This is a genomic window from Actinoplanes philippinensis (genome assembly GCF_900113015.1).
GTDB classification, from domain to species: domain Bacteria; phylum Actinomycetota; class Actinomycetes; order Mycobacteriales; family Micromonosporaceae; genus Actinoplanes; species Actinoplanes philippinensis.
This window is the reverse complement of the sequence record NZ_FONV01000035.1, coordinates 13,902-40,199: the sequence shown is the minus strand read 5'-3', so window position 1 is coordinate 40,199 and position 26,298 is coordinate 13,902. Positions and strand designations below refer to the sequence as shown.

Here is a 26,298-nt window from a genome sequence, read left to right as displayed (position 1 = left end):
GGTCGCGGCGACCAGGCCCTTGTAGCCGAAGACCGGCTTGCGGCTGAAGACCGGGATGACCTCGGTGATGATGCCGAAGAACGGCAGCGCGATGATGTACACCTCGGGGTGGCCGAAGAACCAGAAGAGGTGCTGCCACAGCATCGGGCCGCCGGTCGCCACGTCGAAGACGTGGGCGCCGAGGACGCGGTCGGCGGCGAGAGCGAAGAGCGCGGCCGCCAGGAACGGGAAGACCATGACCGCGAGCAGCGCGGTGACCAGCATGTTCCACGTCATGATCGGCATCCGGAACATGGTCATGCCCGGGGCCCGCAGGGTCAGGATCGTGGTGATCAGGTTGACCGAGCCGAGGATCGTGCCGAGACCGGAGATCGCCAGGCCGACCACCCACATGTTCCCGCCGACGCCCGGCGAGTGCAGCGAGTTGCTCAGCGGCGTGTAGGCGAACCAGCCGAAGTCGGCGGCGCCACCCGGCGTCAGGAACCCACCGATGGTGATCAGACCACCGAACAGGTAGAGCCAGTAGGCGAACGCATTGAGCCGCGGGAACGACACGTCGGGCGCGCCGATCTGGATCGGCACCACGTAGTTGCCGAACGCGAACACGATCGGTGTCGCGAAGAACAGCAGCATGATCGTGCCGTGCATGGTGAACAACTGGTTGTACTGCTCGGGTGAGAGCAGCTGCATGCCCGGCCGGGCCAGCTCGGCGCGCATCAGGAGAGCCATCAGGCCACCCAGCAGGAAGAACACGAAGGCCGTGATCATGTACATGATCCCGATCTGCTTCGCGTCCGTCGTGCGCAGGATCCGAGCAAACGCCGAACCCTTGACCTGCCGCCGCACCGGGTATGGTCGGCTCGCGATCGGCGACGGCGCAACGGTCGTCACGAATTGCCTCCGTTGTCTCGTTCGTCCCTCTCGGGTTTCCCCGATGATCGGGCGTACCTCGGTGGCAGAATAGTCCCCCGTGGTCGTTCGGCCTTCGCGGGGTGACCAAACGTCAGACCGGCGACACCAGCGCCCGATAGTGATCGGTGAAGATGCGGGCCCCGCGACGGCGCAGCATGGGGTCGCGCAACGACGGCGGGACATCGCGGGCCCGGTCGCGCTCGCGGGTCCGCTCGCGCACCTCGGCGCACCGCGGCCGCCGGCGGTCCTCGTAGGCTCGCAGTGCCGCCGGGATGTCGCCGGAGGCGTCGCGCAGCTCCTGCCCGAGCACCCATCCGTCCTCGAAGGACATCGCCGCACCCTGGGCGAGCGTCGGCGCTGTGGCGTGCGCCGCGTCGCCGACCAGCACGACCGGACCCTTGGACCAGGTCGGCAGGAGCACCTCGTCGGTCCGCGCGACCTGCACTTTCTCGATCTTGTCGAGGATCGCCGGGACCGGGCCGCCCCACGAGCCGAAGAGCTCGCGCAGCCGCTCTTTCGGATCCTCCGGGTTCGGCGAGTCGGGCGCGGTCTCGTCGGCGTAGCAGTACAGCCGGCGGCCGCCCATCGGCATCGCGACGAAGGCGGAGCGACGGCCCAGCATCGCGGTCCAGTCGGTGAGCGGCGGGCCGCCGGTGACGACGGAGCGATAGACGATCTGCCCGGTCGGTGCGGCCGGGCCGCCGAGGCCGACCTTGTCGCGGATCAGCGAGCGCCGCCCATCGGCGCCGATGACCAGGTCATACTCGGTGACCGCGCCGGTGCCGAACTCGACCTTGGCGGCACCGTCGACGATCTGCACGTCGCGCACCTCGGTCTCGAAGCGCACCTCGCCGCCGACCCCGGTGAGCAGGACCTGCTGGAGGTCGGCCCGGGACAGGGCGCGGGACTCGCCGACACCGGACCAGAGGCCGGCCACATCCATCTCGAACAGGTCGCGGCCGCGAGTGTCGAGGAACGCCTGCCGGAAGATCAGGTCGCCGAGCGGGCGCAGCGGGACGTCGAGGCCGAGCAGCCGCAAAGCACGTGTCGCGTTGCCGGGAAGATAGATGCCGGCGCCGGGCACCACGGTGGCGGGCAGCGCCTCCACCACGTCGGGCCGGAAGCCGGCGACGCGCAGCCCTCGGGCCGCAGCCAGGCCGGCGATGCCGGCGCCCACCACGAGGATGCGCAAGCTCATCACACCAACGCTTTCTTGTCGATGGATACGCGTGGGAGCCAGAACACTACCCCCCGCAACCGTCGCGGGGGAACACCCGCGATCAGGGGGAGGTCCGATTAGGGCGGAATCTCAGGTTGTGCAACCGATGCGGACCGTCTCCTGTGGTGGGACGGTGACCTCGGTCGTCACGGCCGCGAAGGCCCGGTCGGCGCGGGCGAGGGCGACGGCCCGGCGGCGGGCGTAGAAGCGGGAACGCGGCGAGCGATTCATGACGACAGCCAACCATCGGGGTAGGACACTTTCGGCTGACGAACCGTGCCGCCGCTAGTTACACCGGTGTATTTCTGTCGTACCCCGGGCAGACAATCGGGTCATGACCGACCGCCTCGACGAGTACCGGCGCAAGCGCGACGCCCGGCGCACCCCCGAGCCGGTGCCGGCGAGCAGCCCGCCGGCCACCGGGACGAAGAGGTTCGTCATCCAGCAGCACCACGCGCGCAGCCTGCACTGGGATGTGCGGCTGGAGCGCGACGGCGTGCTCGTGTCCTTCGCCGTGCCCCGCGGGCTGCCGCGTGACCAGGCCCGCAACCATCTGGCCAAGCACACCGAGGACCACCCCTTGGAGTATCTGGCGTTCGCCGGTGAGATCCCCGCCGGGGAGTACGGCGGGGGCACCATGACGATCTTCGACCGGGGCACCTACGAGGCCGACAAGTGGCGTGCCGACGAGATCGGCGTGACCTTCCACGGTGAGCGCACCAACGGGCGGTATGTGTTCTTCCAGACCGGCGACCGGGACTGGATGGTGCGGCGGATGGATCCGTCCGAGCCGGGCTGGGAGCCGATGCCGGTGGAGGTGGCGCCGATGCTGGCGACCCCGTTCGCGGGGCTTCCGTCCGACGACGTCGACTGGGGCTACGAGATGGCGTGGGGCGGGCGCCGCGTCCTCGCGTACATCTCCGGGGGCAGACTGCGTCTCACCGATCGCTCCGGGACCGATGTGACCCGGTGGTTTCCGGAGGTTCGGCCGATCGGGCCGGCGCTCGCGCCGATCGAGGCCGTGCTCGACGGTGAGATCGTCGCCTTCGCCGGCGCCCGTCCGGATCCGGGCCTGCTGGCCCGGCGCGATGCGCCGAAGGACGCCGCCGCGGCGAAACGCGCGGCCGAGCGGACCCCGGTGCAGTTCCTGGTGTATGACCTGCTGTGGCTGGAGGGTCACTCCACGATGGAGCTTGTTCGCTACGCCGAGCGCCGCGAACTGCTGGAGGGGCTGGCGCTGTCCGGCCCGCACTGGCAGACGCCGCCGTTCTTCACCGGTGGCGGCGAGTTCGCGTGCGAGGCCGCCCGCGCGCAGGGACTGCCCGGGGTCGTCGCGAAACGCCTGGACTCCCCCTATCTACCGGGGCGTGCCAGCCGCCTCTGGCGGAGTGTGAAGGTCTGACGAGAAAACCGGCACCCCGGTCCGCGGGGCGCCGGCCGGCGACGCCAGAATGCGTGCGCCCGTTTTCCTGGCGCCGGCGGCCTGCCGGCCGATGGCTCCGGGCGGCCCAGTGGAAAGGCGCGTCGCCAGCATGCACCCCGTCCCGTCCCCGACCGCGCCCGACGTCGCGGAGATGTGCGCCGAGCTGTGGCGCTCGGCCGCCGGGGTGCTCGACGCGAACTGGACCGGCCGCCATACCGTCCCGTCGCGGACGCTCTATCCGCACCAGTGGAGCTGGGACTCCGCGTTCACCGCGATCGGCCTGGCCTATGTGAACCCGGCCCGCGCCTGGCGTGACCTGCGAAGCCTGTTCGAGGCGCAATGGCCGGACGGCCGGGTGCCGCACATCGTCTTCGACCCGCAGATCCCGGAGGACGCCTATTTCCCCGGGCCGCGGTTCTGGAACGTGCCCGCCTACAACGGCCGGCCGGCGCGGGGCAGCACCGGGCTGGTCCAGCCGCCGATGCACGCGCTCGCCGCCTGGGAGGTCTACCGGCACGCCTCCGCGCACGGGGCGGACGCCGTCCAGCAGGCCCGTGTCGAGCTGGGCTGGCTCTATCCGCGGCTGGTGGCCCAGCAGGAGTTCCTCGGCGACCGGCGGGACGCGGGTGGCGGCGGCCTGGCCTCGATCGTGCATCCGTGGGAGTCGGGCCTGGACAACAGCCCGGCCTGGGACGACGCGCTCGCCGCGGTCCCGGCCGACCTGCGGCTGCTGGACACCTACCACCGCCGTGACCTGGACGTCTCTGATGTCACACACCGGCCCACCGACACCGACTACGCCCGCTATCTGGGGCTGGTGGAGAACTACCGGGACGGCGGTTACTCGGACACCGCGCTGGCCGAGCGGCATCCGTTCGTCGTCGAGTGCCCCGGTTTCAACGCCGTCCTGGCCACCGCCGAGCTGGCTCTGGCGCAGATCGCCGGGGTGCTGGGCCGCCCGTCCGCGGCGCGACGGCACCGGGAGCACGCGCGGGGCATCACCGCCGCCATCTCGGATCGGCTCTGGGACCCGGAGACGGACTTCTTTCATGCTCTGGATGTACGGTCGGGCCGCCGCACCCCAGCACGCAGCGTCAGCGGCCTGCTCCCGCTGATGCTCCCGGATCTCGATCGGGCCCGCGCCGACGCGCTGGCCGAGGCGGCGGGGTCGCCCCGGTTCGGGCTGCCCGCGCCGAGCTACGACCGGACCGGGCCGGCCTTCGACGACCGCCGCTACTGGCGCGGCCCGATCTGGGTGAACGTGAACTGGCTGCTGCGCCGGGGTCTGCTGGTGCACGGCCGGCGCGACGACGCGGAGCGGCTGCGGCAGGCGCTGGTCCGGCTGGTGCACCGCAACGGGCACTACGAGTACTTCCATCCCGAGGACGGCGGCGGCCTCGGCTCACCGGCGTTCGGCTGGACCGCCGCCCTCTGTCTGGATCTGCTGGCCGACCGGTCGGCGCCGGCCTACGCCCGGTCCCAGGGGGTCAGAAGATGACCACCGAGCGCAGCACGTCGCCGGTGTGCATCTTGCCGAAAGCCTGCTCGACCTCGTCCAGCGCGATCTCCTCGGTGACGAACGCGTCGAGGTCGAGCCGGCCCTGCTTGTACAGCTCGACGAGCATCGGGAAGTCACGGCTGGGCAGGCAGTCGCCGTACCAGCTGGACTTGAGCGCCCCGCCACGGCCGAAGACGTCGAGCAGCGGCAGCTCGATGGTCATCTCCGGGGTGGGCACACCGACCAGCACGACCGTGCCGGCCAGGTCACGGGCGTAGAAGGCCTGCCGGTACGTCTCCGGGCGGCCGACCGCCTCGACCACCACGTCGGCGCCGAACCCACCGGTGAGGTCCTGCACCGCCTTGACCACGTCGGTCTCGCGCGCGTTGATCGTGTGGGTCGCCCCGAACCCGCGGGCCCACTCGAGTTTCCGGTCGTCGGTGTCGATCGCGATGATCGTGGTCGCGCCGGCCAGCGCCGCACCCGCCACCGCACCGTCGCCGACACCGCCGCAGCCGATCACCGCGACCGAGTCGCCGCGGGTCACGCCGCCGGTGTTGATGGCCGCGCCGAGGCCGGCCATCACGCCGCAGCCGAGCAGGCCGACAGCGGCCGCCCGGGCCGACGGGTCGACCTTGGTGCACTGGCCAGCGTGCACCAGCGTCTTCTCCACGAACGCGCCGATGCCCAGCGCCGGGGACAGCTCGGTGCCGTCCTCCAGGGTCATCCGCTGCTTGGCGTTGTGGGTCGCGAAGCAATACCACGGCTTGCCCTTGTTGCAGGCCCGGCAGTTGCCGCAGACGGCCCGCCAGTTGAGCACCACGAAGTCGCCGGGCGCCACGTCGGTCACTCCGTCGCCGACCGACTCGACCACCCCGGCCGCCTCGTGGCCGAGCAGGAACGGGAACTCGTCGTTGATCCCGCCCTCGCGATAGTGCAGGTCGGTGTGGCAGACCCCGCAGGCCTGCACCTTGACGACCGCCTCGCCCGGTCCTGGGTCGGGGACCACGATGGTGGTCACCTCGACCGGTTTGCCCTTCTCCCGGGCGATCACGCCCCGCACCCGCTGGCTCATCCGAACACGCACCTCTCGCCAATGACCGGTCCGATCAGGACAGCCTTGCAGATCCGGCCGGGAAACGGGACGGGAAACGATCTCACTGAGCGGCCGGACGAGGCCGCACCTCCAGCGGTGTCTCCAGCAGCGCCTCGGCGACCCGGGTCAACTGCCGGACCTGCGCGGTGGTCAGCCGGTCGAAGATGAGCTGCTGCACCGCCTCGGCGTGGCCGGGCGCCGACTCGGTCACCTTGTCCCAGCCGGCGTCGGTGAGCACGGCGATCTGGACCCGGCCGTCCTCGGCGTCCCGTTCCCGGCGCACCCACCCCTTCTCCTCCAGGCGAGCGACCACGTGGGAGAGCCGGGAGAGCGACGCGCTGGCCCGTCGGGCCAGCTTGCTCATGGCCAGGCGCCGGTCGGGACGCTCGGAGAGGGTCATCAGAACGAGATAGCCCATGTGGGTCAGACCGGAGTCGCGCTGCAGTTGCGCCTCCAGCGCGGCCGGGACCCGGACGAGCACCTCCACCACCTGCCGCCAGGCGTGCTGCTGCTCATCGGTCAACCAGCGGGGCTCATCCATCCTGGCAGGTTAGTGGCGATCGCCCGTTACGGTGGTGACCGGACAGGTGAGATCCAGCCAAGGCGTTACGGATGGCCCATCGATTCGATCGACTTCCGTGAACGTTGGCGGGTAGGCTGTCTTGGGACTTTAACCCCTGAACACGGCGCCGGAACCGGCTGGCTGGGGGGCCTCGGCCGGTTCCGGCGTCGTGACTATCACTCGGCGGGCGGTTCGTCCTTGCCCGCCTCCTCGAGAGCGTCGGCCTCTTCCTTGGTCTTGTGCACCGCGCCGTCGGCGTGCTCCGGCGGGCCGTAGACGGTGTAGAGGACCAGCGGGTTCGGCCCCTCGTTGAGGAAGTTGTGCTTGCGGCCGGCCGGCACGACCACCAGATCGCCCTGGGCGACCTTGCGGGTCTCGCCGCTGATCACGGCCTTGCCGACACCGCTGACGAAGGTGAGGATCTGGTCCACCTCGTGGACCTCCTCGCCGATCTCGCCGCCCGGCGGAACGGTCATGATGACGAGCTGGGTGTGCTTTCCGGTCCAGAGCACGCGGCGGAAGTCGGGGCTCTGCTCGGCGACGGTGGCAATCGTGAAGTGCTCCATGCCCTCGTCGTTACCCAGGTCCGGACTCGCGCAACCGGCCGTCAGGACTTGCGCAACCGGCCCGGCACGACCGGCGACGGGCGGCCGATCAGATAGCCCTGGACGTAGTCGACACCCAGCTCGCGCAGCATCCGCAGGGTGGCCTCGTCCTGCACGAACTCGGCGACGGTGTGGATGCCGTACGCCTGGCAGACCTGCACCAGAGCCCGGACCAGAACCTGATCCTGGGGGTTGTCGACGAGGTCCACCACGTACTCCCCATCGATCTTGACCAGGTCGATCGGGAAGAGCCGCAGGTAGCGGAACGACGCGTAGCCGGATCCGAAGTCGTCGAGCGCCAGCCCGCAGCCCAGGTCGCGGACCCGGTCGGCGAAGCGGCGAGCCTCGCTGAGGTTGCCGATCAGCGCCGTCTCGGTGATCTCGAAGGTCAGCTGCGCCGGGTCGACCCGGTAACGCTCCAGCAGCTTCTCCACCTCGTTGGTGAGCCGCGGATCACCCACCGACCGGCCGGAGAGGTTGACCTGCAGGCAGAGACCGGGCTGCTCGGCGGCGAGGCGCATGGCCCGCTCCACCACCCACAGGTCGATGTCGAAGATCGCGTCGAGCCGCTCGGCCGCGTCCAGCACCTGGATCGGCGACTGCGGGCCGTCGGCCTCGTCGAGCACCCGCAGCAGCAGCTCGTGCCGGGTCACCCGGTTGGTCTGCAGCTCCAGGATCGGCTGCGAGTAGAGGGTGAACCGGTCGGTGCCGAGCGCGTCGGCCACCCGGCTGCGGTAGGAGCCCTGCCGGTCCCGCACCGGAACCGGATGGGCGACCAGCGTGATCGCCCGCTCCGCCTCCCGGGACTGCCGCCACGCCTGCTCGGCGTCGATCAGCAGGCCGTGGCTGCCGGCCTCGGCGTCGCGCTCGAACCGGACCAGGCCGCCCCAGCAGTGGGAGTGCTCGCTGAGCGCCGCGATCAGGTCACGGGCCTGCTCGCGGGCGGCACGCCAGGTGGTCCGGGCGAAGAGCACACCGATCTCGTTCGGCCCGACCCGGCCGATCAGATGCTCCGGGCGGGCCCGCTCCTCGGCCAGCCGGGCGGCACGGTGCAGCAGCTCGGCGCTGTGGTCCGGGCGTACCCCCTCGGCGGTGTCCCCGGCCTGGACCCGGACCACCAGCAGGGCGCCGCCCGCGTTGCGCAGCGCGCGGTCGACCTCGTCGGCGAACCGGGCGCGGATCAGCAGGCCGGTCGCCGGATCCGGCTCGACCAGGGAGGCCTGGACGGTCTCACCACGCCGGGTCAGCCGGGCCGACTCGCGGCGGGCCCGCTCGCGGGCCGAGACGTCGCGGACGGTGCCGCGGATGCCGCGGACCGCCCCGTCCGGACCGGCCATCGGCTCCAGGGTGCAGTCGATGTCGAACCAGCCGCCGTCGGCGCGCATCAGCCGGACGGTGGTGTGCACGGTGGCCTGGCTGGTCCAGGCCTCGGTGATGGCGCCGAGCGCCTTGGCGTGATCGTCGCGGTGCACGTGCCGGGCCAGAATCTGCCGGGTCTTGCCCTTCTCGGCCGGGACGCGGCCGACCATCGCGGCGAACGCGGGCGACCAGACGATCTGATCACCGGCGGCGGTGTACGTGAACCAGGCCGCCCGCTCGTCGGCTGGCTGCCGTGGCTCCGGGAGCGCGGGCGACGACGTGGCGGTCCAGCGCTCCCGTTCTTCGGGCACCGTCATATGCCGCCACCTCCCCCCTTGCGCACGGCCGCTCCCCCTGTCACCCAGGACCCCTCACCTATTACGCCCTGTCACCGGGCCGTAGTAACAGTGGACTTAGGCGTCAAACTTTTACCGAATCCGCAAGCAAGGCCAGGAGCAGGGAATTATCGCCCATCCAGAGTAGCGAAACAACCGAATGGATGACCTCGTTCCCCTACATTTACGTCGAAATAGCCTCGCTTCTCCATGACAGACAGTCACTAAGAGTATTTGGTACGGGACCATCCGCATTCCCCTACCCGTTCGGCACCGTCCACATGCACCCATCGCAGTCATCAGGGCACACCGCGTGACTGCTAGACCGGAGTGATCTCCAACTCACTGATGCGCTGCCAGACCGGGCGCATCGCCACCTCCGGCTCCCGGGCGAAGACGCTGCCCCTGATCCGCACGAACACACAGTTGCCGACCCGCTCGAGCACCGCCTGCCGGCGCATGTCGCTCTCCCACTGATCCGGGCCCTGATAGGCGTCGCCGTCGCACTCGATCGCGAGCCGCCGCCCGTCCGGCGCGTTCAGCACGAAGTCGATCCGGTAGGCCCCGATCCGGAACTGCGGAATCGGCCGGAAACCGCGACCCACCAGCAACTTCAAGACCTCACGCTCGAAATCGGTCTCGCAGTGCGCGGAGGGGTCGGCCGCCGCGGCCTCCGAGGGCAGATCGATGGCGTACGCCAGAAGCCGTCCCCGGGCATCGTCGGCGAGGAGAGCGCCCGGCCGGACCGAATGGAAGATCCACAACTGGTCGCGGGCCCGGGACGCCGCCACGTTGATCCGCCGGTGGTAGTCGCGCTTGGTGAACGCCGCGATCCGCGGATCCTTCTCGGACACCACCATCGACACGAGCACCACGTCCCGCTCGTCGCCCTGGAACGTGTACGCGTCACCGACCCGCAGCCGCCGCGCCTGGATCTCGTCCTCACCGATCGCCTCGTGCAACTGCTCCAACAGGTAGTTCGCCTGCCCGCTGCTGCTCAACAGACTGATCACGCCGAGTGTCCTGCCGTCGTAGCGCGGGTCCGCGACGATCTTCGTGACCCGCTCGACCAGCGCGGCGGCCTCCTCCAGGTTCACGTCGCCGTACCCGGCGATCGGCTGCCGCACCCCCTCCGCGCAGTGCACGGTCTGGATCGGGGGCAGCGCGGGCCGGTCCGCCCGCAACGGCCGGATCTTGCCGTCGTAGTAGTGCCGTGACGAGAACTCGATGATCTGCGGCACGCTGCGGAAGTGCTCGGTCAGCAGGATCCGCTCCGGCGAACGGCGTACCGCGTGGTCATAGAGCGACGACTCGGGGTCGAAGTGCTCGGCCGACGGCACCCCGGTCAGATGCCGCTTGATCAGCCCCTCGACCGAGCCGACGAACCCCAGCTGCGGGCCGATCTGCTGGTCGTCGCCGACCACCACGGCCCGCTCGGCCAGCGACAGCACCGGCAGCGCGAACAGGTCGGCCTGCGACGCCTCGTCGACGATCACCACGTCGAACCGGGCGCCACCGGCGAACTGCTCGATCGCCCGGTCCACCGACATGACCCAGACCGGCACCGCGCTGACCGCCGACTCCATCGCCCGCTGCGCGTGGGCCTGCCAGGTCGCCGCGCTCCGCCCGGTCCCCTTGCCGATCTTGCGCAGCGCCGTGGTCCAGTCGGCCAGCGCGGCCCGCCGCCGGTCGTCGAGCGCGCGGGACACCTCCAGCCACGCCGACGCCACCACGAGTTCGCTGGTCAGCCGCCGGATCCGGTCACGGGCCCGCTCCACCCGCCGGGCCAGCACCGCCGGGTCGACCTCGCCGACCACCCCGTCGAACCAGGTCTGCGCCCGCCGCCACTCCCACGCCTCCAGGCACGCCTGGCCGGAGACCACCGGATGCTCGCCGCCACCGATCTGCGCGGCCCACTCCGGCGCGGCCACCGCCAAGCGGCGGTACGCGGCGTCGAACCGCATCACGTCCGGCTGCAACAGCACCAGCCTGCGCACCTCGGCGATCGCGTCGTCCCACCCGTCCAGGGTCTTCCACGCCTCGGCCAGGTGCGGCCACGGCGCCACCCGCTCGGCGACCGCCCGGTCACCGGCCACCGTCCGCTCCATGCCGAAGACCTCGGCCAGCGTCTCCAGCACCTCGGCCACCCCGGCCAGCCGCGCCGCGTCCACCGACAGCTCCCGCTGCGGCATGAGCACCCCGATCCGCCGGGCCAGCGGCGGCCACCGGTTCAGATCGAAGTCGAGCGACTGCTTCGCGTCGGAGAGCAGGGTGCCGGCCCAGATCTCCGGGTCACCCCAGCCGCCGTCCGGCTCCGGGATCGACAGCCGCTGCACCCACTCGAACCACGCCTCGCCCAGCCGCTGACGGGCCTGTCCACGCCGGACCGCCCGCTGCGCCAGATCGACGTCGGCGACCGTGCGCAACGGCTCGCCGTCCACCCGGACCTCGTCGGCCAGCCGGTACAGCCCGGGCTGGAGGATCCGGTTCAGGCCGCGACCCGCCTCGAACCGCTGACGAATCTCGGTCAAACGGGTGAACAGCAGTTTCGGCTCGGCCAGGATCGCCTCCGGCATGGTGATCCGGTGCCCGGACACCTCCCGGGTCAGCGCCGCCAGCTCGGCGAACAGGTTCTCGGTGGCGACCACCTGGTCGTTCCAGAGCGTGCGCCAGTGCGCGTCGTCGAGCAGCCGGCCGAGCCGATCGGTCCAGGTGCCCTCGCGCCGCCGCAGCCACGCCACCGCCTCACGGACCTCGGTGAGCAGATCGGTCATGCCGGAGCGGCCCTCCGCGCGTACCGCCGCCATGTCGACGCCCTCGTCCGCCAACCGCGACAGGCTCGCCTCGGTCCGGGCCATCCGCTCCCGCTCGGACGCCGCGGCCGCGGCGTCCGGAAGGTCGGAGATCTCCGGCAACGGACGCATCGCCGCCGCCCGATCCTCCGGCGACAGCCGGGCGGCCAGTTTCAGCAGCGTGGCGAACTCCTCGATGGTCAACGGCGGCGGACCCGAGATCGGATCCGGAATGCCACCGTGCGCCGCCGCCCGCTCCCGCAGCCAGCCGCCGACCTCCGCGGGGAGAAGAGCGACACCACCTATCTGGTACGTCTGAGCCTCGCTCTCGGCGATCAGGCGCAGTCCCGCCATCGCCGCGGCCAGCTCCCGCTCCGCCTCCTCCAGGTTGGCGGTCAACCGGTTCACCCGGCGCTCCTCGGCGGCCCGGTCGAGCGTCGCCGCCCGGTCGGACAGCTCCCGCGCCGCCAGCTGCAGCTGCACCAACTGGTCCGTGGTCCGGCCGAGCACCGCGAGACACAGTGCCCGCACCTCCTCGGGCAGTCCGTCGCGCAGCACCCGCAGCGGCTCCTCCTTCTGCGCCACTACCAGGACACGCTTGCCGTTCGCCATCAGATGACAGATCAGGTTGCGGATGGTGTGCGTCTTGCCGGTCCCCGGCGGGCCCTGCACGGCCACGTTGCGGTGATGCGCCAGACGGCGGGCGATCGACTCCTGCGCCTCGTTCGTCGGCAACGGCATGAGCAGCCGCTCCCCCACCCGCTCCCAGGACTCCGGGGTGTCGTCCGGCATCAGCAGACGGCTCGGCTCGTGCGCCACCACCGCCGCCAGCGCGCCGACCCCGCCGCCGCTGGTCAGGCGGTCCCGCATGTTCTCCAGGAAGCCGCGGAGCTGCCGTTGACGCGGGCGGGCGAAAAGCACCGCGACATCACGGACGAAAGCCTCCGCCGACGGCTTCTCGCCGGCGGAGCCCACCATCGTCCGGCTCTCGTCAGCGCCCACCACCGTCCGGCTCTTGTCAGCGCCCACCACCGTCCGGCTCTCGTCAGCGCCCACCACCGTCCGGTCGAAGCCCAGCCGGGTCAGCGCCCGCTCGAACAGCTCCCGGCGATCCGTGTCGTTCCACAGATCCACCTCGATCGCGCCACCCGGGCCGGTCAGCGCCGACAGCTGCGCCAGATGACGGTCGTCGAGACCGGCGAGTGCCTCCGTCTGCAGGCGGGACGGACCGGCCGGGGAGACCGTGATCAGGGCGCGGTCCGCGTCATACTCGATCAGCACCGGCGTCGCCACCAGCGGATAGCGGACCCGCGTGCCGTCGATCACCGTCTCCAGGACGCCGTGGCCCCAGACCAGCTCGGTGGTGGCCGCCGCCATGTCCAGCTGGTGCATCCGGTCGAAGAGCCGCCGGTGCAGCTCACGGGTCTGCTCAGCCGCGGCCGTGGCCAGCGACCACGGCCGCCACACCTCGTCCCGCCAGGTCTCGAAGTCGTCGCCCGGCTCCTCCAGCCGCGGCTCCGCACCGGCCGTGACCTCCTCGCGCAGCCGGCGGCGCAACGCGGCCGGCACCGGCGCCGGGCCGGGCAGCTCCGGGCGGCCCACCCGCAGCCACGACGAGTCGTCGGCGCCCGGGCCGATCCGGCAGTCGTCATGCTGGGGAAGCGAGTGCAGCCAGTGCGCGTCGGACGGCACGGTCCGGGACGGACGCTCCATCTGGGCCCGGACCGCGAGCAGGTAGTCGGCGACCGCCACGGCCCGATCACGAATCGTCGTGGGCGATTCCCGCTGGTCGGCCATCTCCGGAGTGTAGGGCCTGTGTGCGCCCCATGTTCCGGGGCGGCGCGTGGGCTTCCGGAACCGCTAAGGTGTCGCCGCTGATCTTGCTACGACGGTTCTGGGGAAGCACGTGAATGAGGGTTGGACGGAGCGGGACGGGAACGGGCACTACTGGCCCGGGCAACCACCGGCGCTCCCGCCGGCGTACTACGCGACACCGGCCGATCCGCTGGTCAGCCCGGACTACGAGGGCTGGTGGCGGCGAGGATTCGCGCTGATCCGGCGCACCTGGCCACAGGTGCTCGCCGTTCAGGCGCTCGCCGCCGTACCCACCAGCCTCCTCACCGTGCCGGCCGCCCTGCGGCTCACCGAGGAGGCCGCCGCGCTGCGCATCACTCCCGGCCGGCTGCCTGACATGGGCCGGTATCTCCGGGCGGCGCTGGAGATGAGCGCGCTCAGCATCGTCGCCAGCCTCATCTCCGCGGCCGCCGTGGCCGTCAGCATCCAGCTGGTCATCCTCGCCGCCACCGGCCGTCCGGTCAGCATCGCGGCCGCGTTCCGCGCCGGGATCCGCCGGGCGCCCGCCGTCATCGGCTGGAGCTTCCTCGCCGCTTTCGTCTACGTCGGCGCGGCCCTGGCCTGCTTCCTGCCGATCATCTACGTCGGCGCCGCGCTGATGGTGCTGCCGGTGGTCGTCACCCTGGAACCGGGCGCCGGCATCGGGCGCACCTTCACCCTCTTCCACGCCGACCTGGGCACCTCCATCTCCCGCGTCGCCACCATGGCCGGGCTCGGCCTGGCCGGCATCATCGCCTTCGCCATCGCCGGCGGCATCCTCGAAGCGGTGATCGGCGGCTCGGCGGGGGCGCTGGTGTCGGCACTCAGCAGCGGGGTCGCGGGCGCGGCCGTCGGCATCGTCACCCCATCACTGCTGGTAACCGCTTACGCCGACATGCGAGCCCGGCGCGAGCCCTTCTCCACGGCTTACCTGACACCCGCCGCCTGACCGCCACCTTCAGGCGCCGTCTCCCTCCACCCCCGGACGCCGCCTTCCCTCCACCTTCAGACGCCGCCTTCCTCCGCCCCCCGGACGCCGCCTCCCTCCGCCCCGGACGCCGCCTTCCCTCCGCCCCTAGGCGCTGGTCCACCCCCTGCCTCCTGCCCGGCTCCCGCACCAATTCGCCCCGAGTGCTGCGCGCCCACCGTTACGCGGCTCCCACAACCAACCGGAAGCCAGCCGCCCGCCGGGCTGCCTGCCCCACAACCAACCAGCCCGGAGTGCCGCCTACACCGACTGCAACAGATCCTTCGACCAACCGGCCGGCCTGATAGCTGCCAGCACCACCCGTAAGCAACTTCCTCGACCAGCCGGATACCGGCTGTCCGCGATGCCTTCGGGCAGCTCTCACGGCCGGCCGGCGCGTGCGCGGGCATCGGGGTGCGGCACACGTTGAACCGGACCGGCCGAATGGCCGGTCCGGTTCGCGTCGGGCGGGCTGGCGGCTGGCCCGCCTTCCGCTGTGCAGGGTCGGAGCGGGCCGGCGGTGGCCGGACCCGGGGACGGTCAGGGGAACTGCATACGCCGCGGACGCGGGATCACCGGCGGCGGCAACGGCAGGTCGTCGAGGTGACTCCAGCTCAGCGTGCCGTTGTCGGTGGATTTGATCTCGCCGAGGCAGGCGCGGAGCAGGCCCAGGTTGGGCGCCCCCGCATACCCGGCGATGACGACCTCCGGCTGCGGCGCGATCCGGGCGATGGCCGCGCAGATCTTGGCGACCTCCCGCTCGTCCACCGCGTCCAGAGGCAGCGGCGCCTCGACCGGTGAACGGCGCCAGGGCGGCCCGAACCTGCGCAGCAACTCGCGAGCGAGACGACCGAACGAACGGCCCACCTCGGCATCGCGCATCGAGATCCGGGCGGACTGGCCGTAACACCAGGGCACCACCACATGACCGTTGATCAGAACCAGCTGATAGACCGAGCGCGGCACACTGATGATCTCCGCGCCCGGCAGGGTCCCCAGGAAGAGGACGAGCTCCTCGTAGGGAAGAGGCCACCGAGGGTTCGCCAGCACACGCTCCATGGTCTGGGTCATGGCTGGATGAGCGTGGACCTCACGATCGATCGCCGTGCTCAACGCCTCCGGCACCCGGGTCCACAGTTCGTCTGCGACCTTGTCGCCGAACTGCTCGATCAGCCAATCACTGGGACCGACGAGAACGTCTGGACGCATTCCCCACCACCACCGTCCGTGATGCCGACGTCACTGCTGGCTAGAAGAGTTGCACTTTCATTGATCGACTGGAAGAGGGAAGAACGAGATCACAACAACAAACGTGAATGAAATCGAACATGTCGATCAGCGCTTGGCCACAACGATGGAGCGGCGGGGCGGCGAGACGCAAAACATGCAACTTGCGCGGCGGCACACAGGCGCAAGTTGCAGGCCTGTTTCGCTATTCACCGGTACTCGATATTCAAGCGGAGAGATATTTCCGAGCGGTGACGAGAACGCAAACAATGCTTCACATGCCGTGATCAAGTGCAGCCCGACCAGCGGGCCCGTGTCTCAGTGATCAAGTTGCCGGGCGGCCGATCGGCCATGAGAGAGCTGAAATGAATTACAGTACGAGCGTCCCTTTTCACGTGAACGACGTCGCGAACCGAGTTGATCACTCATGACCCGCAAGGGTCAGTCGTCAAGTGTCAGATACCCGTCAGATCGTCATCGGAGACATCGAGGTGAGCGGGTAAACGCTCTCCCACACATGATCAATTCTTCACACCCAGTCGGACTTGTCGGAACCTTCGCTTGTGGACACTTCACGTCTTTCGCGGCTTTCATCTGCCTCTAACCGTGTCAATGGAGCCCAAACCTACCGCGCGGTAGATTTCCAGCAGCCGTCAAAATCGTACGGATCGATTCCGGCCACGCTATTTGGCGGTCCGCCAATCAGCTCTGCGTCACCGGTTGAAATGGCAGCCACATCTCGCGATCCTCGGCATACGGAGTGACGTTCTCCGGGAACCAGACGAGCCTGTCACCGGCGCCCGCGGCGGCCAGGAGGTAGTCGTAACCGCGCACCAACGCCACCGGCACCGGTGACACCCGGGCCAATTCGGTGAAGAGCGCACGCGCCTCGGCCAGCTGCCGGCCCCGGTCACCGATGGTGATGCCCAGGTCGAGCACCAGCGGGAACACGTCGAGAAACGACGGCTCCGCCGGGTCGGCCAGTTCGTTGGCGCGCAGCTCACCACCGACCGCGCCACCATCCGGCAACGGCCGCGACAGAAAGGTCTCCCCGCGCCCGCCCCGGATCACCGCCATCCCGACGGCGGGCCCGATCACCGCGGCGAACTCGGCCACGCTGTGCTCCGCATGAAAGTAGACATGCTCCTGAGTGGACAAGGTCCGCTCCTCCCCGTTCGTTTCCAGAAAGATCGACTGCTCAATCACGGCCCGACCTGCTGTCGCGCGATTGCTCGACGGCAGCCGAATCCCGCGGAGCCGACGCGCTCGGAACGGCCGCCGTGCCACGAGCACCGAGCGAGGCGCCGCCGCCCGGGGCGCCGGAGGAACCGGCAGGCGGGCCGAGCCCTTCCACATACGCCGAAATGATCGCCCGCCCGGTGGCCGTGCCCGCCCCGACCGTCTCGTCGGCCACGACCGTGACCGCAGCGACCAGAGCGACGTGCGCCGCCCGCAACGTCGACACGATCTCCCGCGCGGTGACGGCCGCGGCCCGCCGCCGGATGCCCTCGCCGAGCTCGAGCGCCGCGAGGTCGCCCGCCGGACCGACGGTGACGGCGACCAGTCCGTCGGGACTTCGCGCGGTCCCCGAGAGCTGTGCCAGCCGCGCCTCCAGCTCCCGGCTCTGGGCCGCACGCTTCTCGATAACGTCCCGCCACTCGTCGATCAAGCGCTGGTCGTCGCCGAGGCTCCGCCCGTCGAACATGCCGCCTCCTCATCCATCGTGATGACTTCGCGGCAGACGGTAGCGAGATTGACGAACCCGCGGGAAAGGCCTGTGGATAACTACGCTGCGTACGTCCCGAAGGCGCCGGACCCACCGGCCGTCCCGCGTTTTGTCAGGGGTGGGCGCTACCGTGCCGGAATGGGTTCGAACACGCTCGTCAGCCCGGCCGAGGAGGCCGCGGCCGTCATCTCCGCGGTCCTCCGCGATCTCACCGAAGGTGATCATCGCGGCGTGGTGGTCGATTCGCCACCGGGCGCCGGCAAGTCGACGCTCGTGGTGCGCGCAGCCGGGGAGCTGGCCGCCACCGGTGAGCCGCTGATGATCGTGGCGCAGACCAATGAGCAGGTGGACGACCTGATCGAGCGGCTCGGGGCACGTTCGCCGGAGCTGCGGGTGGGCCGGTTGTCGGCGGTCGACTACGAGCCGACACCACGGGTCAGGGCGCAACCGGGGTGCCGGGTCGCGGCGAAGGTGGCGGATCTGGGTTCACCACCGGTGACGATCGGCACGGCGGCCAAGTGGGCCACGGTCACCGAGGGCACCTGGCCGTGGGCGATCGTCGACGAGGCGTACCAGATGCGCTCCGATGCTCTGTTGCGCGTCGCGCCGAGGTTTGCGCGCGCCCTGTTCGTCGGCGACCCGGGCCAGCTGGATCCGTTCTCGACGGTGGAGGTGGAGCGGTGGATCGGCCTGTCCTGGGATCCGATGCAGAGCGCGGTGGCGGTGCTGCTGCGGCACAATCCGGAGCTGCCGGTGCATCGGCTGCCGGTGTCGTGGCGGCTGCCGGCGTCCGCGGCTCCGGTGGTGGCGCAGGCGTTCTACCCGTTCACCGGGTTCCGTTCGGGGACCGGGCCGGGTGATCGCACGCTCGCTTTCGAGCAGCCGGGGCGGGACGCGTTCGACGAGGCGCTCGATGCGGCCGCGGCGACCGGCTGGGGGTTGCACGAGCTGGCGGAGCGCTTCACCGTGCGTACCGATGCGGAAGCCGCCGCCGCCTGCGCGACGCTCGCCGCACGGGCGCTGACCAGGGAGGGCATCGCGTCCTCGGAGTCCGGCACCGGCCGGTTGACACCGGAGCGGATCGCCGTCGGGGCCGCCCACCGCGACCAGGTCGCGGTGATCCGTTCGCTGTTGCCGGAGGAGGCGGCGGGGGTCACTGTGGACACCGCGAATCGCCTGCAGGGCCGGGAGTACGACTTGACGGTGGTGCTGCACCCGCTCTCCGGCCGGCGTGACGCGACCGCCTTCCACCTGGAGTCGGGCCGCCTCTGCGTGCTGACCTCCCGGCATCGGCATGCGTGCGTCGTGGTGGCCCGGGCGGGCATCGCCGAGCTGCTCGACGCGCACCCGTCGACCGAGCCGGTGCACCTGAATGTTCCCGTGAAGTTCCCCGACGGGTGGGAGGCCAATCAATCGATGCTTGCCCATCTATACCGTCCGTGACGGTACGGTTGGTGAATGAAGCGCGACCGGGTCTACCACCCGATCCTGCGACCGCGTCGGGGCGAGTTCACAGCCCTGGCACACCTGTCGGCGGAGGAGTCCGAGCGGATCGTCCCCATCGTCGAGCTGGAGCCGGACGGTGTCGTCCTTCCGCTGGTCCGCGAGCTACGACCACGCGTGCGGGCGCTGGCCGTCGACTTCGGAGAGGTGCCCGAGCAGACCGCCGGGCCGGAGATGCTGGCGGAGCGCCTGAGCGGCCTCGGCCTCGCGATGATCCCGGTGCTCCGGCCACACGAGAGCAGTCTGCGGCTGGCCGGCCACGGCCGCGCCGCCCGGCTGCATCAGCGGGGCGCCGTGCTCCGCCTGCGGCCGCACGAGGATGCCGTCAACCCGGCCGAGGCGGACGCCGTCATCGAGCGGATGCTGCGGGCCGCCACCCTCGACCCGGGTGAGATCGACCTGCTCATCGACCTGGCCGAGACCGCCTGCCTGGCGCACGCCACAGCGGTGGAGGACAGGGCACGCCGGGTGCTGCGCTGGGCCCGCGACACGCCCTGGCGCTCGGTGAGCGTGGCGTCCGGCGCGATGCCGCCGAATCTCGACGATCTGCCGACCGACCGGCCGGTGGCGCTGGGCCGGCTCGACGCAAGGGTCTGGGAACGCCTCGGCGACCCGGATCTGGGCTACGCCGACTACGGCGTCACGTCCCCGGTGCGGCGCCGCGGGGTTCAGCACCATCGGCAGCTGCCGACCTTGCGGTACACGACGGCGACGGAGTGGTGGATCTACCGCTGGGCCCGGCGCGGCGGCCGTAGCGACGACCGATGCCACGATCTCTGCCGCACGCTGGTGTCCTCGCCGCAGTGGCCGTCGATCGGCGCCCGGTTCTCGTGGGGCGACGCCGAGATCGCGAGACGTGCCCGGACAGCGCGGGGCGCCGGCAGCTCGGCCAGCTGGATCGCGTGGGGCACCTCCCACCACATCGCTCACGTGCTGCACACCCTGCCGAGGGGAGGCTGATTGTCGTACGGTTGTTCTAATGTCGCTCACGGCTGCCCTGGCGTATGCCCGGCACGGGGTCCCCGTCCTGCCGGTGCACACACCTGACCTGACCGGCGCCTGTTCCTGCGACAGAGGGGCCCGATGCGAGCGTTCCGGCAAACATCCCCGGCTGCGACACGGCCTGTCCGAGGCGTCGACCGATCCGTCTCAGATCCGCCTGTGGTGGACGTTCTGGCCACGCGCCAACGTCGGCCTGCGGACCGGTGTGGTGATGGATGTGGCCGACGTCGACTCGGCGGAGGGCTGGCACGGGCTGCGCCATCTGCTCGGCGGCGACATCCCGCCCGGTCCACAGGTGCGGACCGGTTCGGGTGGGCGGCACCTCTGGTTCCGCCCGACCGGCTTCGGCAACCGGGTCCGCCTGCTGCCCGGCCTGGATTGGCGTGGTTCGGGCGGCTATGTCCTGGCGCCGCCGTCACGGCACGCGAGCGGGGGCGACTACCGCTGGATCCAGCGGCCCGCGGTGGCTCTGCCGCCCGGTCCGGCGCCGCTGGTGGCGCTGATCGCGGGCCCGCCACCCGAGCCGGCCCGCCGGCCGTTCCCGGCCCATCCCGGCCGCTACGCGGAGGCGGCGCTGGACGCCGAGACCGGCCGGGTCGCCGACGCCGCTCCCGGCACCCGCAACGACACCCTGAACCGGGCCGCTTTCGCGCTCGGCCGCCTCGTCGGCGCGGGTCTGCTCGACGAGGCCGAGGTCCGATGGGCGCTGACCGCCGCGGCGCGCCATGCCGGCCTGGGCCGGGCGGAGACCCGTCGCACGATCCGGTCGGGCCTCACCGCGGGCCGGCGTCAGCCGTTCACTCACCGACCGTCGAGCGCGGCCTGAGAATCACCGATTCGGTACGACCTACGCAGCGCCCCGTGGCTGTCCCCGCGAGGTGATCCCGGCGCAGGGCCCCAGCGCGACCGCCGGGCTGCTGCCCCATCACCGCCGGATCCCCACCACGACCGGCCGAGCGCGGGGCAGGTCCCGCCCCGGCTCGTCGTCAGGGCAGTCATCAGCGCCCGGCGACAGCCCTGAGAAAGCACCTGGCGACCGCCCTGAGAAAGCGCCCGGCGACCCGCCCTGAGAAAGCGCCCGGCGACCCGCCCTGAGAAAGCGCCCGGCGACCCGCCCTGAGAAAGCACCTGGCGACAGCCCTGACGATCAGCCGGCACTGATCCGGACCGCTACGAGCGAGACTGATCCGCTCCGGGCGCGGCCGGCCATCGTGGTGTGGTGGCAGCCGTGACGGGCGCGGCGGCGGGGAAATGGGTTCGCTCGGGAGGTGGGGCTGGGCGGAACCGCCGGGGAGAATGGATGGGGCGGAACGGGTCGCCGGGGAACGGCGAGACTGGAGGGACGGCCCCCGGGCAGGGGGTGGGTAGTCCTTTCGGGCGGGTTGAAACGGATGATCGGGTCGCGGCGGAAACGATGCGTGTACACGTGCCGCCGGTAGCCTGACGGTCGAGACCGCGGGGGGCGATGGTGCTTCAGTGGGGCCTGACCGGCGCAGCTGTGCTCGCTGATGCGCCGCGCCTGCGTTCGGTGCGCCGAATCACCTCGGGCCCGGTGCCGGATGACGCGTTCAACCGGGTCGCGATGCTGGTGCACAAGCTGATCGACGCCCCGATGGGTGCGGTCTGCCTGGTGGGCGAGGACCGGCAGGTGCTGGCCGGCCAGATGGGGGTGCCGGAGCCGCTGGCCTCGGCCCGGGAGATGCCGCTGACCCATTCGTTCAGCCGGCACGTCGTGATCGCCGGTGAGATGCAGGTGGTTCCGGATGTGCGGGACGACCCTCGGATGTGCGACAACCCGGTGATCGGTGAGATCGGCGCGATCGCCTACCTGGGTGCGCCGATCACCGACCCGGACGGCTTGATCGTGGGGGCGCTCTGCGCCATCGACCAGGAGCCGCGCGCCTGGACGCCGAGTGAGATCGCCCTGATCGGCGAGCTGGCCGAGGTGTGCTCGTCGGAGGTGTGCCTGCGGATCGCCCGGATCGCGGCCGAGGAGACACGCCTGGCGGCCGAGGAGGCGCGCGGCGCTGCCGAGGAGGCGCGCGGGGCGGCTGAGGAGGCCCGCCGGGCGGCCGAGTCGGCGCACCACCAGCTGGAGTTGCTGGCCGAGCTGACCGAGTCGCTGGCCGCGACGATGGATGTGGCGGAGGCGATGCGCCGGCTCGGTGACATCGTCACGGCGGCGCTGGCCGACTGGTGTGTGGTGGCGGTCGCCGACGATCCGGGCGGGGCCGCGTGTGTCTCGGCGGCGCACCGCGATCCGGAGCGGGCGGCCGACATGGCCCGGCTCGCCGAGCTGGCCGCCGGTTCCCACGTCGACCTGCGGGCGATGATCCTCGCGGTGCGGGCGCGGGGCCGTCCGGTCCGGTCCGCGGACGGTGACGCCGAGATGCGGAGCCGGATCAGTGACGCCGAGCTTGCCGAGATCACCGCGCGCGCCGGGTTCGGGGCTTCGCTGATCGTGCCGGTGGTGTCGCCGGTGCGGCGGCGGGCGCTGGGCGCGATCCTGCTGGTGAACCGGCCGGATCGGCCCGCGTTCTCGGCCGCCGAGGAGTGGACGGCGGCGGAGGTGGGTCGCCGGGCGGGGCTCGCGGTGGAGAACGGCCGGCTCTACCGGGAGCAGCGGCACGTCGCCGAGGTGCTGCAGCGGAGCCTGCTGACCGAGCTGCCGGTTCTGCCGGGGATCGAGCTGCACGCCCGTTACCTCCCGGCGCAGGACGGCGCGGCGGTCGGCGGGGACTGGTATGACGCGTTCGCCCAGCCGGACGGCAGCGTGGTGGTCGCGGTCGGGGACGTGTCCGGTCATGACATCGAGGCCGCGGCGACCATGGGTCAGCTGCGCAATCTGATCCGTGGTGACGCCTACGGCCGGGACGAGGAGCCGGGCGCGCTGCTCACCGCTCTCGATCAGACGCTGCACGGGTTGCGGGTGCCGGCGTCGGCGACGGCGGTGCTGGCTCGGGTACGTACGTGCTGGTCGGGGTACGAGGTGGGGTTCGCCAACGCCGGGCACCCGCCGCCGCTGCTGCTGTTGCCGGACGGCCAGGTTCAGGTGTGGTGGGTGCCGCCGGAGCCGCTGCTGGGCCTGCCTCCCCGGGATGAGCCGCGCACGACGGCCCGCCGGTTCGTCCCGGCCGGCTCGACGCTGATCCTCTACACCGACGGCCTGGTCGAGGACCGGGAGCAGCTGCTGGACGACGGGATCGCCCGGCTGTCGGCGGTGTTACGGGAGAACGCGTCCCGTTCCGGTGACGAACTCTGCGCCCGCCTCCTGGAGATCGCCCCGCGCCGCAGCGACGACATCGCCCTCTTGCTGGTCCGGCTGATCTGACGGGTCCGGCTGGTCGGCGAAGGGCACCGGCGGGCCGCCATGGGTCCAGGGCGTCTCGGCCGGTTCGGGCAGCGCGCCCCCGGGCCGGTAGGCCTCACTGAGCGTGGTCAGGATCAGCCGCTCCCCGACGGCCGGAACACTGCCCGGCTCGGCGACCAGGCGCCGCCCCATGCCGCCGGAGAGTTCGAGCAGCACGTCCACGCCGTCGCCGGCCGGGTTGATCGAGATGACGCGCGCTTTCTGGGAGGGCCGGGCCGGCGAGGTCAGCGACGCGCCCGGCTCGACCCGCACCGGCTCACCGGTGTGCACCATGATCCGGGGCCGCAGGACGGGCCGTTTCCCGCTGTCGTCGACCCGGTCCGGGTTGGCGAGAGTGACGGTCCCGGCGAAGGCCGCCCCGCTGAGCCGGTATTCGGCCAGGACCAGCGGGTCGTCGAAGGCGCGCTGGACGGCATACCGGGAGGCGGCGCTCTCCAGCCTCTGCAGGCGGGCGGCAGCGGCGACCGCCCCGTCACGGCGGGGTTGCGGCGGCCCGCCCTCGGCGAGCGTCTGCGCGAAGGCGGTGAAGGCGTCGCGGTCGGCGTCCCAGCGCAGGCGGACCCGTTCGCCGACGGGGAGACGGCGGAGCAGCGCGAGGGTACGCCACATCCGGTCCCACGTGGGCAGGAGCAGGTCGTGGAGCACCCGGGGCAGGTCCGGCGCGGAGCGTTCGATGAGGGGCGCGAGCACCCGGTTGTCGAAGTCGGGGTCGGTGGCGGGCCCGGCGACCGGCCCGTTCTCGGCTTCGCGGGCGGCGGCCGCCCCGGCCTCGATCCAGGCGAGCTGCACGCCGAACTGGGCGTCCTCGGCGGAGCTCTGCCCGGTCACCCAGTGGAGCCCGAGTGCCTGCACGGCGTTGACCAGCAGTGCCGAGCCGGGCATCTCGGCGGTGTTGGCGAAGAAGGTGAGCCAGCGGCCGAGCAGCGGCACGGCGGCCGGGACCGGGTTGTCGCCGTCGGTCTTCCGGAACCGGGTGGATCGGCCGAAGAGCCGCAGGAAGTCGACACCGGCCGGGTTGGGCACCCAGATCTGGGGCGCGTCGACGTACCGCCGGCGCACGTCCCGGCCCCGGTCGACGGCGACGTCCTCGGTGTCGGTGGCGAACGAGTCGACGTAGGGCACCAGGGTCGCGGCGAGGTCGGCGGCGAAGGCGAAGCGCTCGTCGCGGTTGCGCGGCTGGCCGACGGTGAGCAGCCTCGGGCGGGCCGGGTCGGTGCCGACCATGGCGGCCAGGGGCGCGTTCGCCTCACCGGCCATGACCAGCGGGATCAGCACGAGCGGGTGGTCGTGCACATGCAGGTGCCGCACGGTGGCGATCGGCTGGGCGCGACCGGCGACGACCGCCTGCGCCCGTGCGAGCGCGGTCAGCGTACTCAAGAAGGGCCTTCGGAAACGGACGGCGCGGAAGGCGCGGGGAAAGCGGAAGCGAGCGCCTCGTTCCGGAGCCGCAAGGCGGCCTGCAGCATCGCGGCCGCCTCGGCCTGCTCGGGGGCCGGCTCGCGGCGCCCTTCGGCCAGGGCGAGCACCTCCTCGACGGAGGAGATGCCGCCGAGCGCCTCCCGGACCGGCCGGCCGAGCGCCGCCGTGCCGCCGAGCGCCTCGTTGCGGCAGTAGACGGAGAGTTCACAGGCGGAGAGGCACTCGGGCGCATACCGCGCTTCGATGTGGGCGAGGGCGGTGACGAGCTCGTCGGGGTCGAGAGCGAGGTCGAAGCTGAGGCCGGCCGGGAGGGCGTCGATCAGGTCGGTGACCGAGGCGAGCCGGGACAGCTGGCGCCGCAGGGTGGAGAGCTGTTTGCGGACGTCGAGGACGACGGCGACAGGGTGGAAGCTGAAGTCGGCCGGGCAGACCAGGACGACCTCGTGGCTGACCGTGGACGGGTCCTGGCCGAGGCGTTGCAGCAGGTCGCGGAGGGCGAGGACGTAGACGGCGGCCTGCACGGCGGCGGCCGAGACCTTGGCGCTGTCGGCCTGCCCGTCGACGATCGCGAACGACTTGATCTCGACGACCTGGAGGCGGCCGTGATGCGCGTAGGCGATCAGGTCGGGCTCGAGGTAGACGGTCTGGCCGGCGACGTCGAGGGTGAGCAGTGGGTGGTCGATGAGCGCCGACTGCGCGTCGGCGAGCGTCTTGACGGTCTGCTCGTGGCGGTCGGTGAGCGTGTCGGAGGCGAGGTCCTGGTAGCCGAGCCCGGCGTCGGCGCCGAGGACCTCGCGGAGCCGGGCGCAGTCGTCGGCTTTGAGCATGGCCTCGAAGGCGTTGCCGCGGGACAGCGCGAACCGGGACTGGCCGAAACTGCCGGGGAAGCCGATGTGCTCGGCGAGTCTCTGTTTGTCGATGCCGGCCGCGTCGAGCACGGCGCGGCGGTTGCAGCCGGGATTGCCGGTGAGCGCGGCGATGGTGCGCGCGTTGTGGCGCTTGGCCCGCCCGGAGCCGCGCAACTGGTCCAACCGAGACTCCATAAGGAATTCGACTCTAGATCTTCAACCGGGTCGCGGCAATTCACCCACGAGAGGTGAATAAATCGCACATATCAGACACAAGCCGCACCACGCGCTACGTTCGGTGGCATGCCGAAGGCCATCTGGAACGACGAAGTGATCGCCGAGAGCGACGACACGGTGGTGCTCGAGGGCAATCACTACTTCCCCCTCGCCAGTGTCCGTGAGGACGTGCTCGTCCCCTCGGACACGCACACCGTCTGCCCCTGGAAGGGGAAGGCGTCCTACTACTCGCTGCGATCGGACGGGCACACCGCGCCGGACGCGGCCTGGTTCTACCCCGATCCGAAACCGGACGCCTCAGCCGTACGCGACCGGGTCGCCTTCCGCCGCGACGTGCTGATCGAGGCCTGACCGGCCGGAGGGAT

21 protein-coding genes are annotated in these 26,298 nt (G+C 71.4%); 8 read left to right on the top strand and 13 right to left on the bottom strand.

All coding sequences use genetic code 11. From position 1 onward, the window contains the following. The 3 genes from BM290_RS45605 to BM290_RS48955 all read right to left on the bottom strand — a co-directional run. The coding region (locus BM290_RS45605) for a cbb3-type cytochrome c oxidase subunit I (RefSeq protein WP_177320181.1) at positions 1 to 891 on the bottom strand (891 nt) is incomplete at its 3' end. 112 nt (positions 892 to 1,003) lie between these two features. Beyond that, entirely contained in the window at positions 1,004 to 2,110 is a 1,107-nt protein-coding gene (locus BM290_RS45600) for an FAD-dependent monooxygenase (protein WP_093622269.1), read from the bottom strand. A 111-nt stretch (positions 2,111 to 2,221) separates the two neighbouring features. Continuing rightward, on the bottom strand, positions 2,222 to 2,362 hold the full coding sequence (locus BM290_RS48955; RefSeq protein WP_177320180.1) for a hypothetical protein: 141 nt from the start codon (positions 2,360 to 2,362) through the stop codon (positions 2,222 to 2,224). Positions 2,363 to 2,465: 103 nt separating this feature from the next. Here BM290_RS48955 and BM290_RS45595 point away from each other — a divergent pair, with 103 nt between their 5' ends. Together BM290_RS45595 and BM290_RS45590 are read left to right on the top strand one after the other, a co-directional pair. Further along, positions 2,466 to 3,533, top strand: coding sequence for a DNA polymerase ligase N-terminal domain-containing protein (locus BM290_RS45595; protein ID WP_093622268.1), 1,068 nt, complete (start codon positions 2,466 to 2,468; stop codon positions 3,531 to 3,533). A 130-nt stretch (positions 3,534 to 3,663) separates the two neighbouring features. Next, entirely contained in the window at positions 3,664 to 5,052 is a 1,389-nt protein-coding gene (locus BM290_RS45590) for an MGH1-like glycoside hydrolase domain-containing protein (protein ID WP_093622267.1), read from the top strand. On the opposite strand, the gene BM290_RS45585 is transcribed toward BM290_RS45590, so the two are convergent. The 5 genes from BM290_RS45585 to BM290_RS45565 all read right to left on the bottom strand — a co-directional run bounded on the left by BM290_RS45585 (position 5,042) and on the right by BM290_RS45565 (position 13,598). Continuing rightward, the gene (locus tag BM290_RS45585; RefSeq protein ID WP_093622266.1) at positions 5,042 to 6,127 is read right to left on the bottom strand and encodes an S-(hydroxymethyl)mycothiol dehydrogenase; all 1,086 of its coding nucleotides are present in this window, start codon (positions 6,125 to 6,127) and stop codon (positions 5,042 to 5,044) included. The genes BM290_RS45590 and BM290_RS45585 overlap by 11 nt on opposite strands. Before the next feature lie 82 nt (positions 6,128 to 6,209). Further along, entirely contained in the window at positions 6,210 to 6,689 is a 480-nt protein-coding gene (locus BM290_RS45580) for a MarR family winged helix-turn-helix transcriptional regulator (RefSeq protein WP_093622265.1), read from the bottom strand. A 197-nt stretch (positions 6,690 to 6,886) separates the two neighbouring features. After that, complete coding sequence (locus tag BM290_RS45575) at positions 6,887 to 7,276, bottom strand: cupin domain-containing protein (RefSeq protein WP_093622264.1); 390 nt, start codon at positions 7,274 to 7,276, stop codon at positions 6,887 to 6,889. Positions 7,277 to 7,317: 41 nt separating this feature from the next. Then, a complete protein-coding gene (locus tag BM290_RS45570; RefSeq protein WP_093622263.1) occupies positions 7,318 to 8,991 on the bottom strand; it encodes an EAL domain-containing protein in 1,674 nt (557 codons plus the stop codon). 338 nt (positions 8,992 to 9,329) lie between these two features. After that, positions 9,330 to 13,598 (bottom strand): AAA domain-containing protein, encoded by a 4,269-nt coding sequence (locus BM290_RS45565; RefSeq protein ID WP_093622262.1) that lies wholly within the window; start codon positions 13,596 to 13,598, stop codon positions 9,330 to 9,332. A gap of 109 nt (positions 13,599 to 13,707) precedes the next feature. Here BM290_RS45565 and BM290_RS45560 point away from each other — a divergent pair, with 109 nt between their 5' ends. Beyond that, a complete protein-coding gene (locus tag BM290_RS45560) occupies positions 13,708 to 14,583 on the top strand; it encodes a hypothetical protein (protein WP_093622261.1) in 876 nt (291 codons plus the stop codon). Between the two features lie 558 nt (positions 14,584 to 15,141). On the opposite strand, the gene BM290_RS45555 is transcribed toward BM290_RS45560, so the two are convergent. The 3 genes from BM290_RS45555 to BM290_RS45545 form a co-directional block, all read right to left on the bottom strand. After that, positions 15,142 to 15,810: a hypothetical protein gene (locus tag BM290_RS45555; protein WP_093622260.1), complete on the bottom strand. Its 669-nt coding sequence runs from the start codon at positions 15,808 to 15,810 to the stop codon at positions 15,142 to 15,144. Positions 15,811 to 16,530: 720 nt separating this feature from the next. Then, positions 16,531 to 16,986: a hypothetical protein gene (locus BM290_RS45550; protein WP_093622259.1), complete on the bottom strand. Its 456-nt coding sequence runs from the start codon at positions 16,984 to 16,986 to the stop codon at positions 16,531 to 16,533. A gap of 40 nt (positions 16,987 to 17,026) precedes the next feature. Then, the gene (locus tag BM290_RS45545; protein WP_093622258.1) at positions 17,027 to 17,533 is read right to left on the bottom strand and encodes a YbaB/EbfC family nucleoid-associated protein; all 507 of its coding nucleotides are present in this window, start codon (positions 17,531 to 17,533) and stop codon (positions 17,027 to 17,029) included. Positions 17,534 to 17,692: 159 nt separating this feature from the next. Here BM290_RS45545 and BM290_RS45540 point away from each other — a divergent pair, with 159 nt between their 5' ends. The 4 genes from BM290_RS45540 to BM290_RS45525 all read left to right on the top strand — a co-directional run bounded on the left by BM290_RS45540 (position 17,693) and on the right by BM290_RS45525 (position 23,390). Further along, complete coding sequence (locus BM290_RS45540; RefSeq protein ID WP_093622257.1) at positions 17,693 to 18,997, top strand: AAA family ATPase; 1,305 nt, start codon at positions 17,693 to 17,695, stop codon at positions 18,995 to 18,997. 15 nt (positions 18,998 to 19,012) lie between these two features. Beyond that, on the top strand, positions 19,013 to 20,017 hold the full coding sequence (locus BM290_RS45535; protein WP_093622256.1) for a beta family protein: 1,005 nt from the start codon (positions 19,013 to 19,015) through the stop codon (positions 20,015 to 20,017). Positions 20,018 to 20,036: 19 nt separating this feature from the next. Further along, positions 20,037 to 20,885, top strand: a complete 849-nt coding sequence (locus BM290_RS45530) for a bifunctional DNA primase/polymerase (RefSeq protein ID WP_093622255.1) — start codon at positions 20,037 to 20,039, stop codon at positions 20,883 to 20,885. A gap of 726 nt (positions 20,886 to 21,611) precedes the next feature. Then, positions 21,612 to 23,390: a GAF domain-containing SpoIIE family protein phosphatase gene (locus BM290_RS45525; RefSeq protein ID WP_239143939.1), complete on the top strand. Its 1,779-nt coding sequence runs from the start codon at positions 21,612 to 21,614 to the stop codon at positions 23,388 to 23,390. Here BM290_RS45525 and BM290_RS45520 read toward each other — a convergent pair. Together BM290_RS45520 and BM290_RS45515 are read right to left on the bottom strand one after the other, a co-directional pair. Then, entirely contained in the window at positions 23,283 to 24,806 is a 1,524-nt protein-coding gene (locus tag BM290_RS45520) for a hypothetical protein (RefSeq protein WP_239143938.1), read from the bottom strand. The genes BM290_RS45525 and BM290_RS45520 overlap by 108 nt on opposite strands. After that, on the bottom strand, positions 24,803 to 25,891 hold the full coding sequence (locus BM290_RS45515; RefSeq protein ID WP_093622253.1) for a hypothetical protein: 1,089 nt from the start codon (positions 25,889 to 25,891) through the stop codon (positions 24,803 to 24,805). Before BM290_RS45515 ends, BM290_RS45520 begins: the two co-directional genes overlap by 4 nt. 108 nt (positions 25,892 to 25,999) lie before the next feature. Here BM290_RS45515 and BM290_RS45510 point away from each other — a divergent pair, with 108 nt between their 5' ends. Continuing rightward, positions 26,000 to 26,284: a DUF427 domain-containing protein gene (locus tag BM290_RS45510; RefSeq protein WP_093622252.1), complete on the top strand. Its 285-nt coding sequence runs from the start codon at positions 26,000 to 26,002 to the stop codon at positions 26,282 to 26,284. Positions 26,285 to 26,298 lie beyond the last annotated feature (14 nt).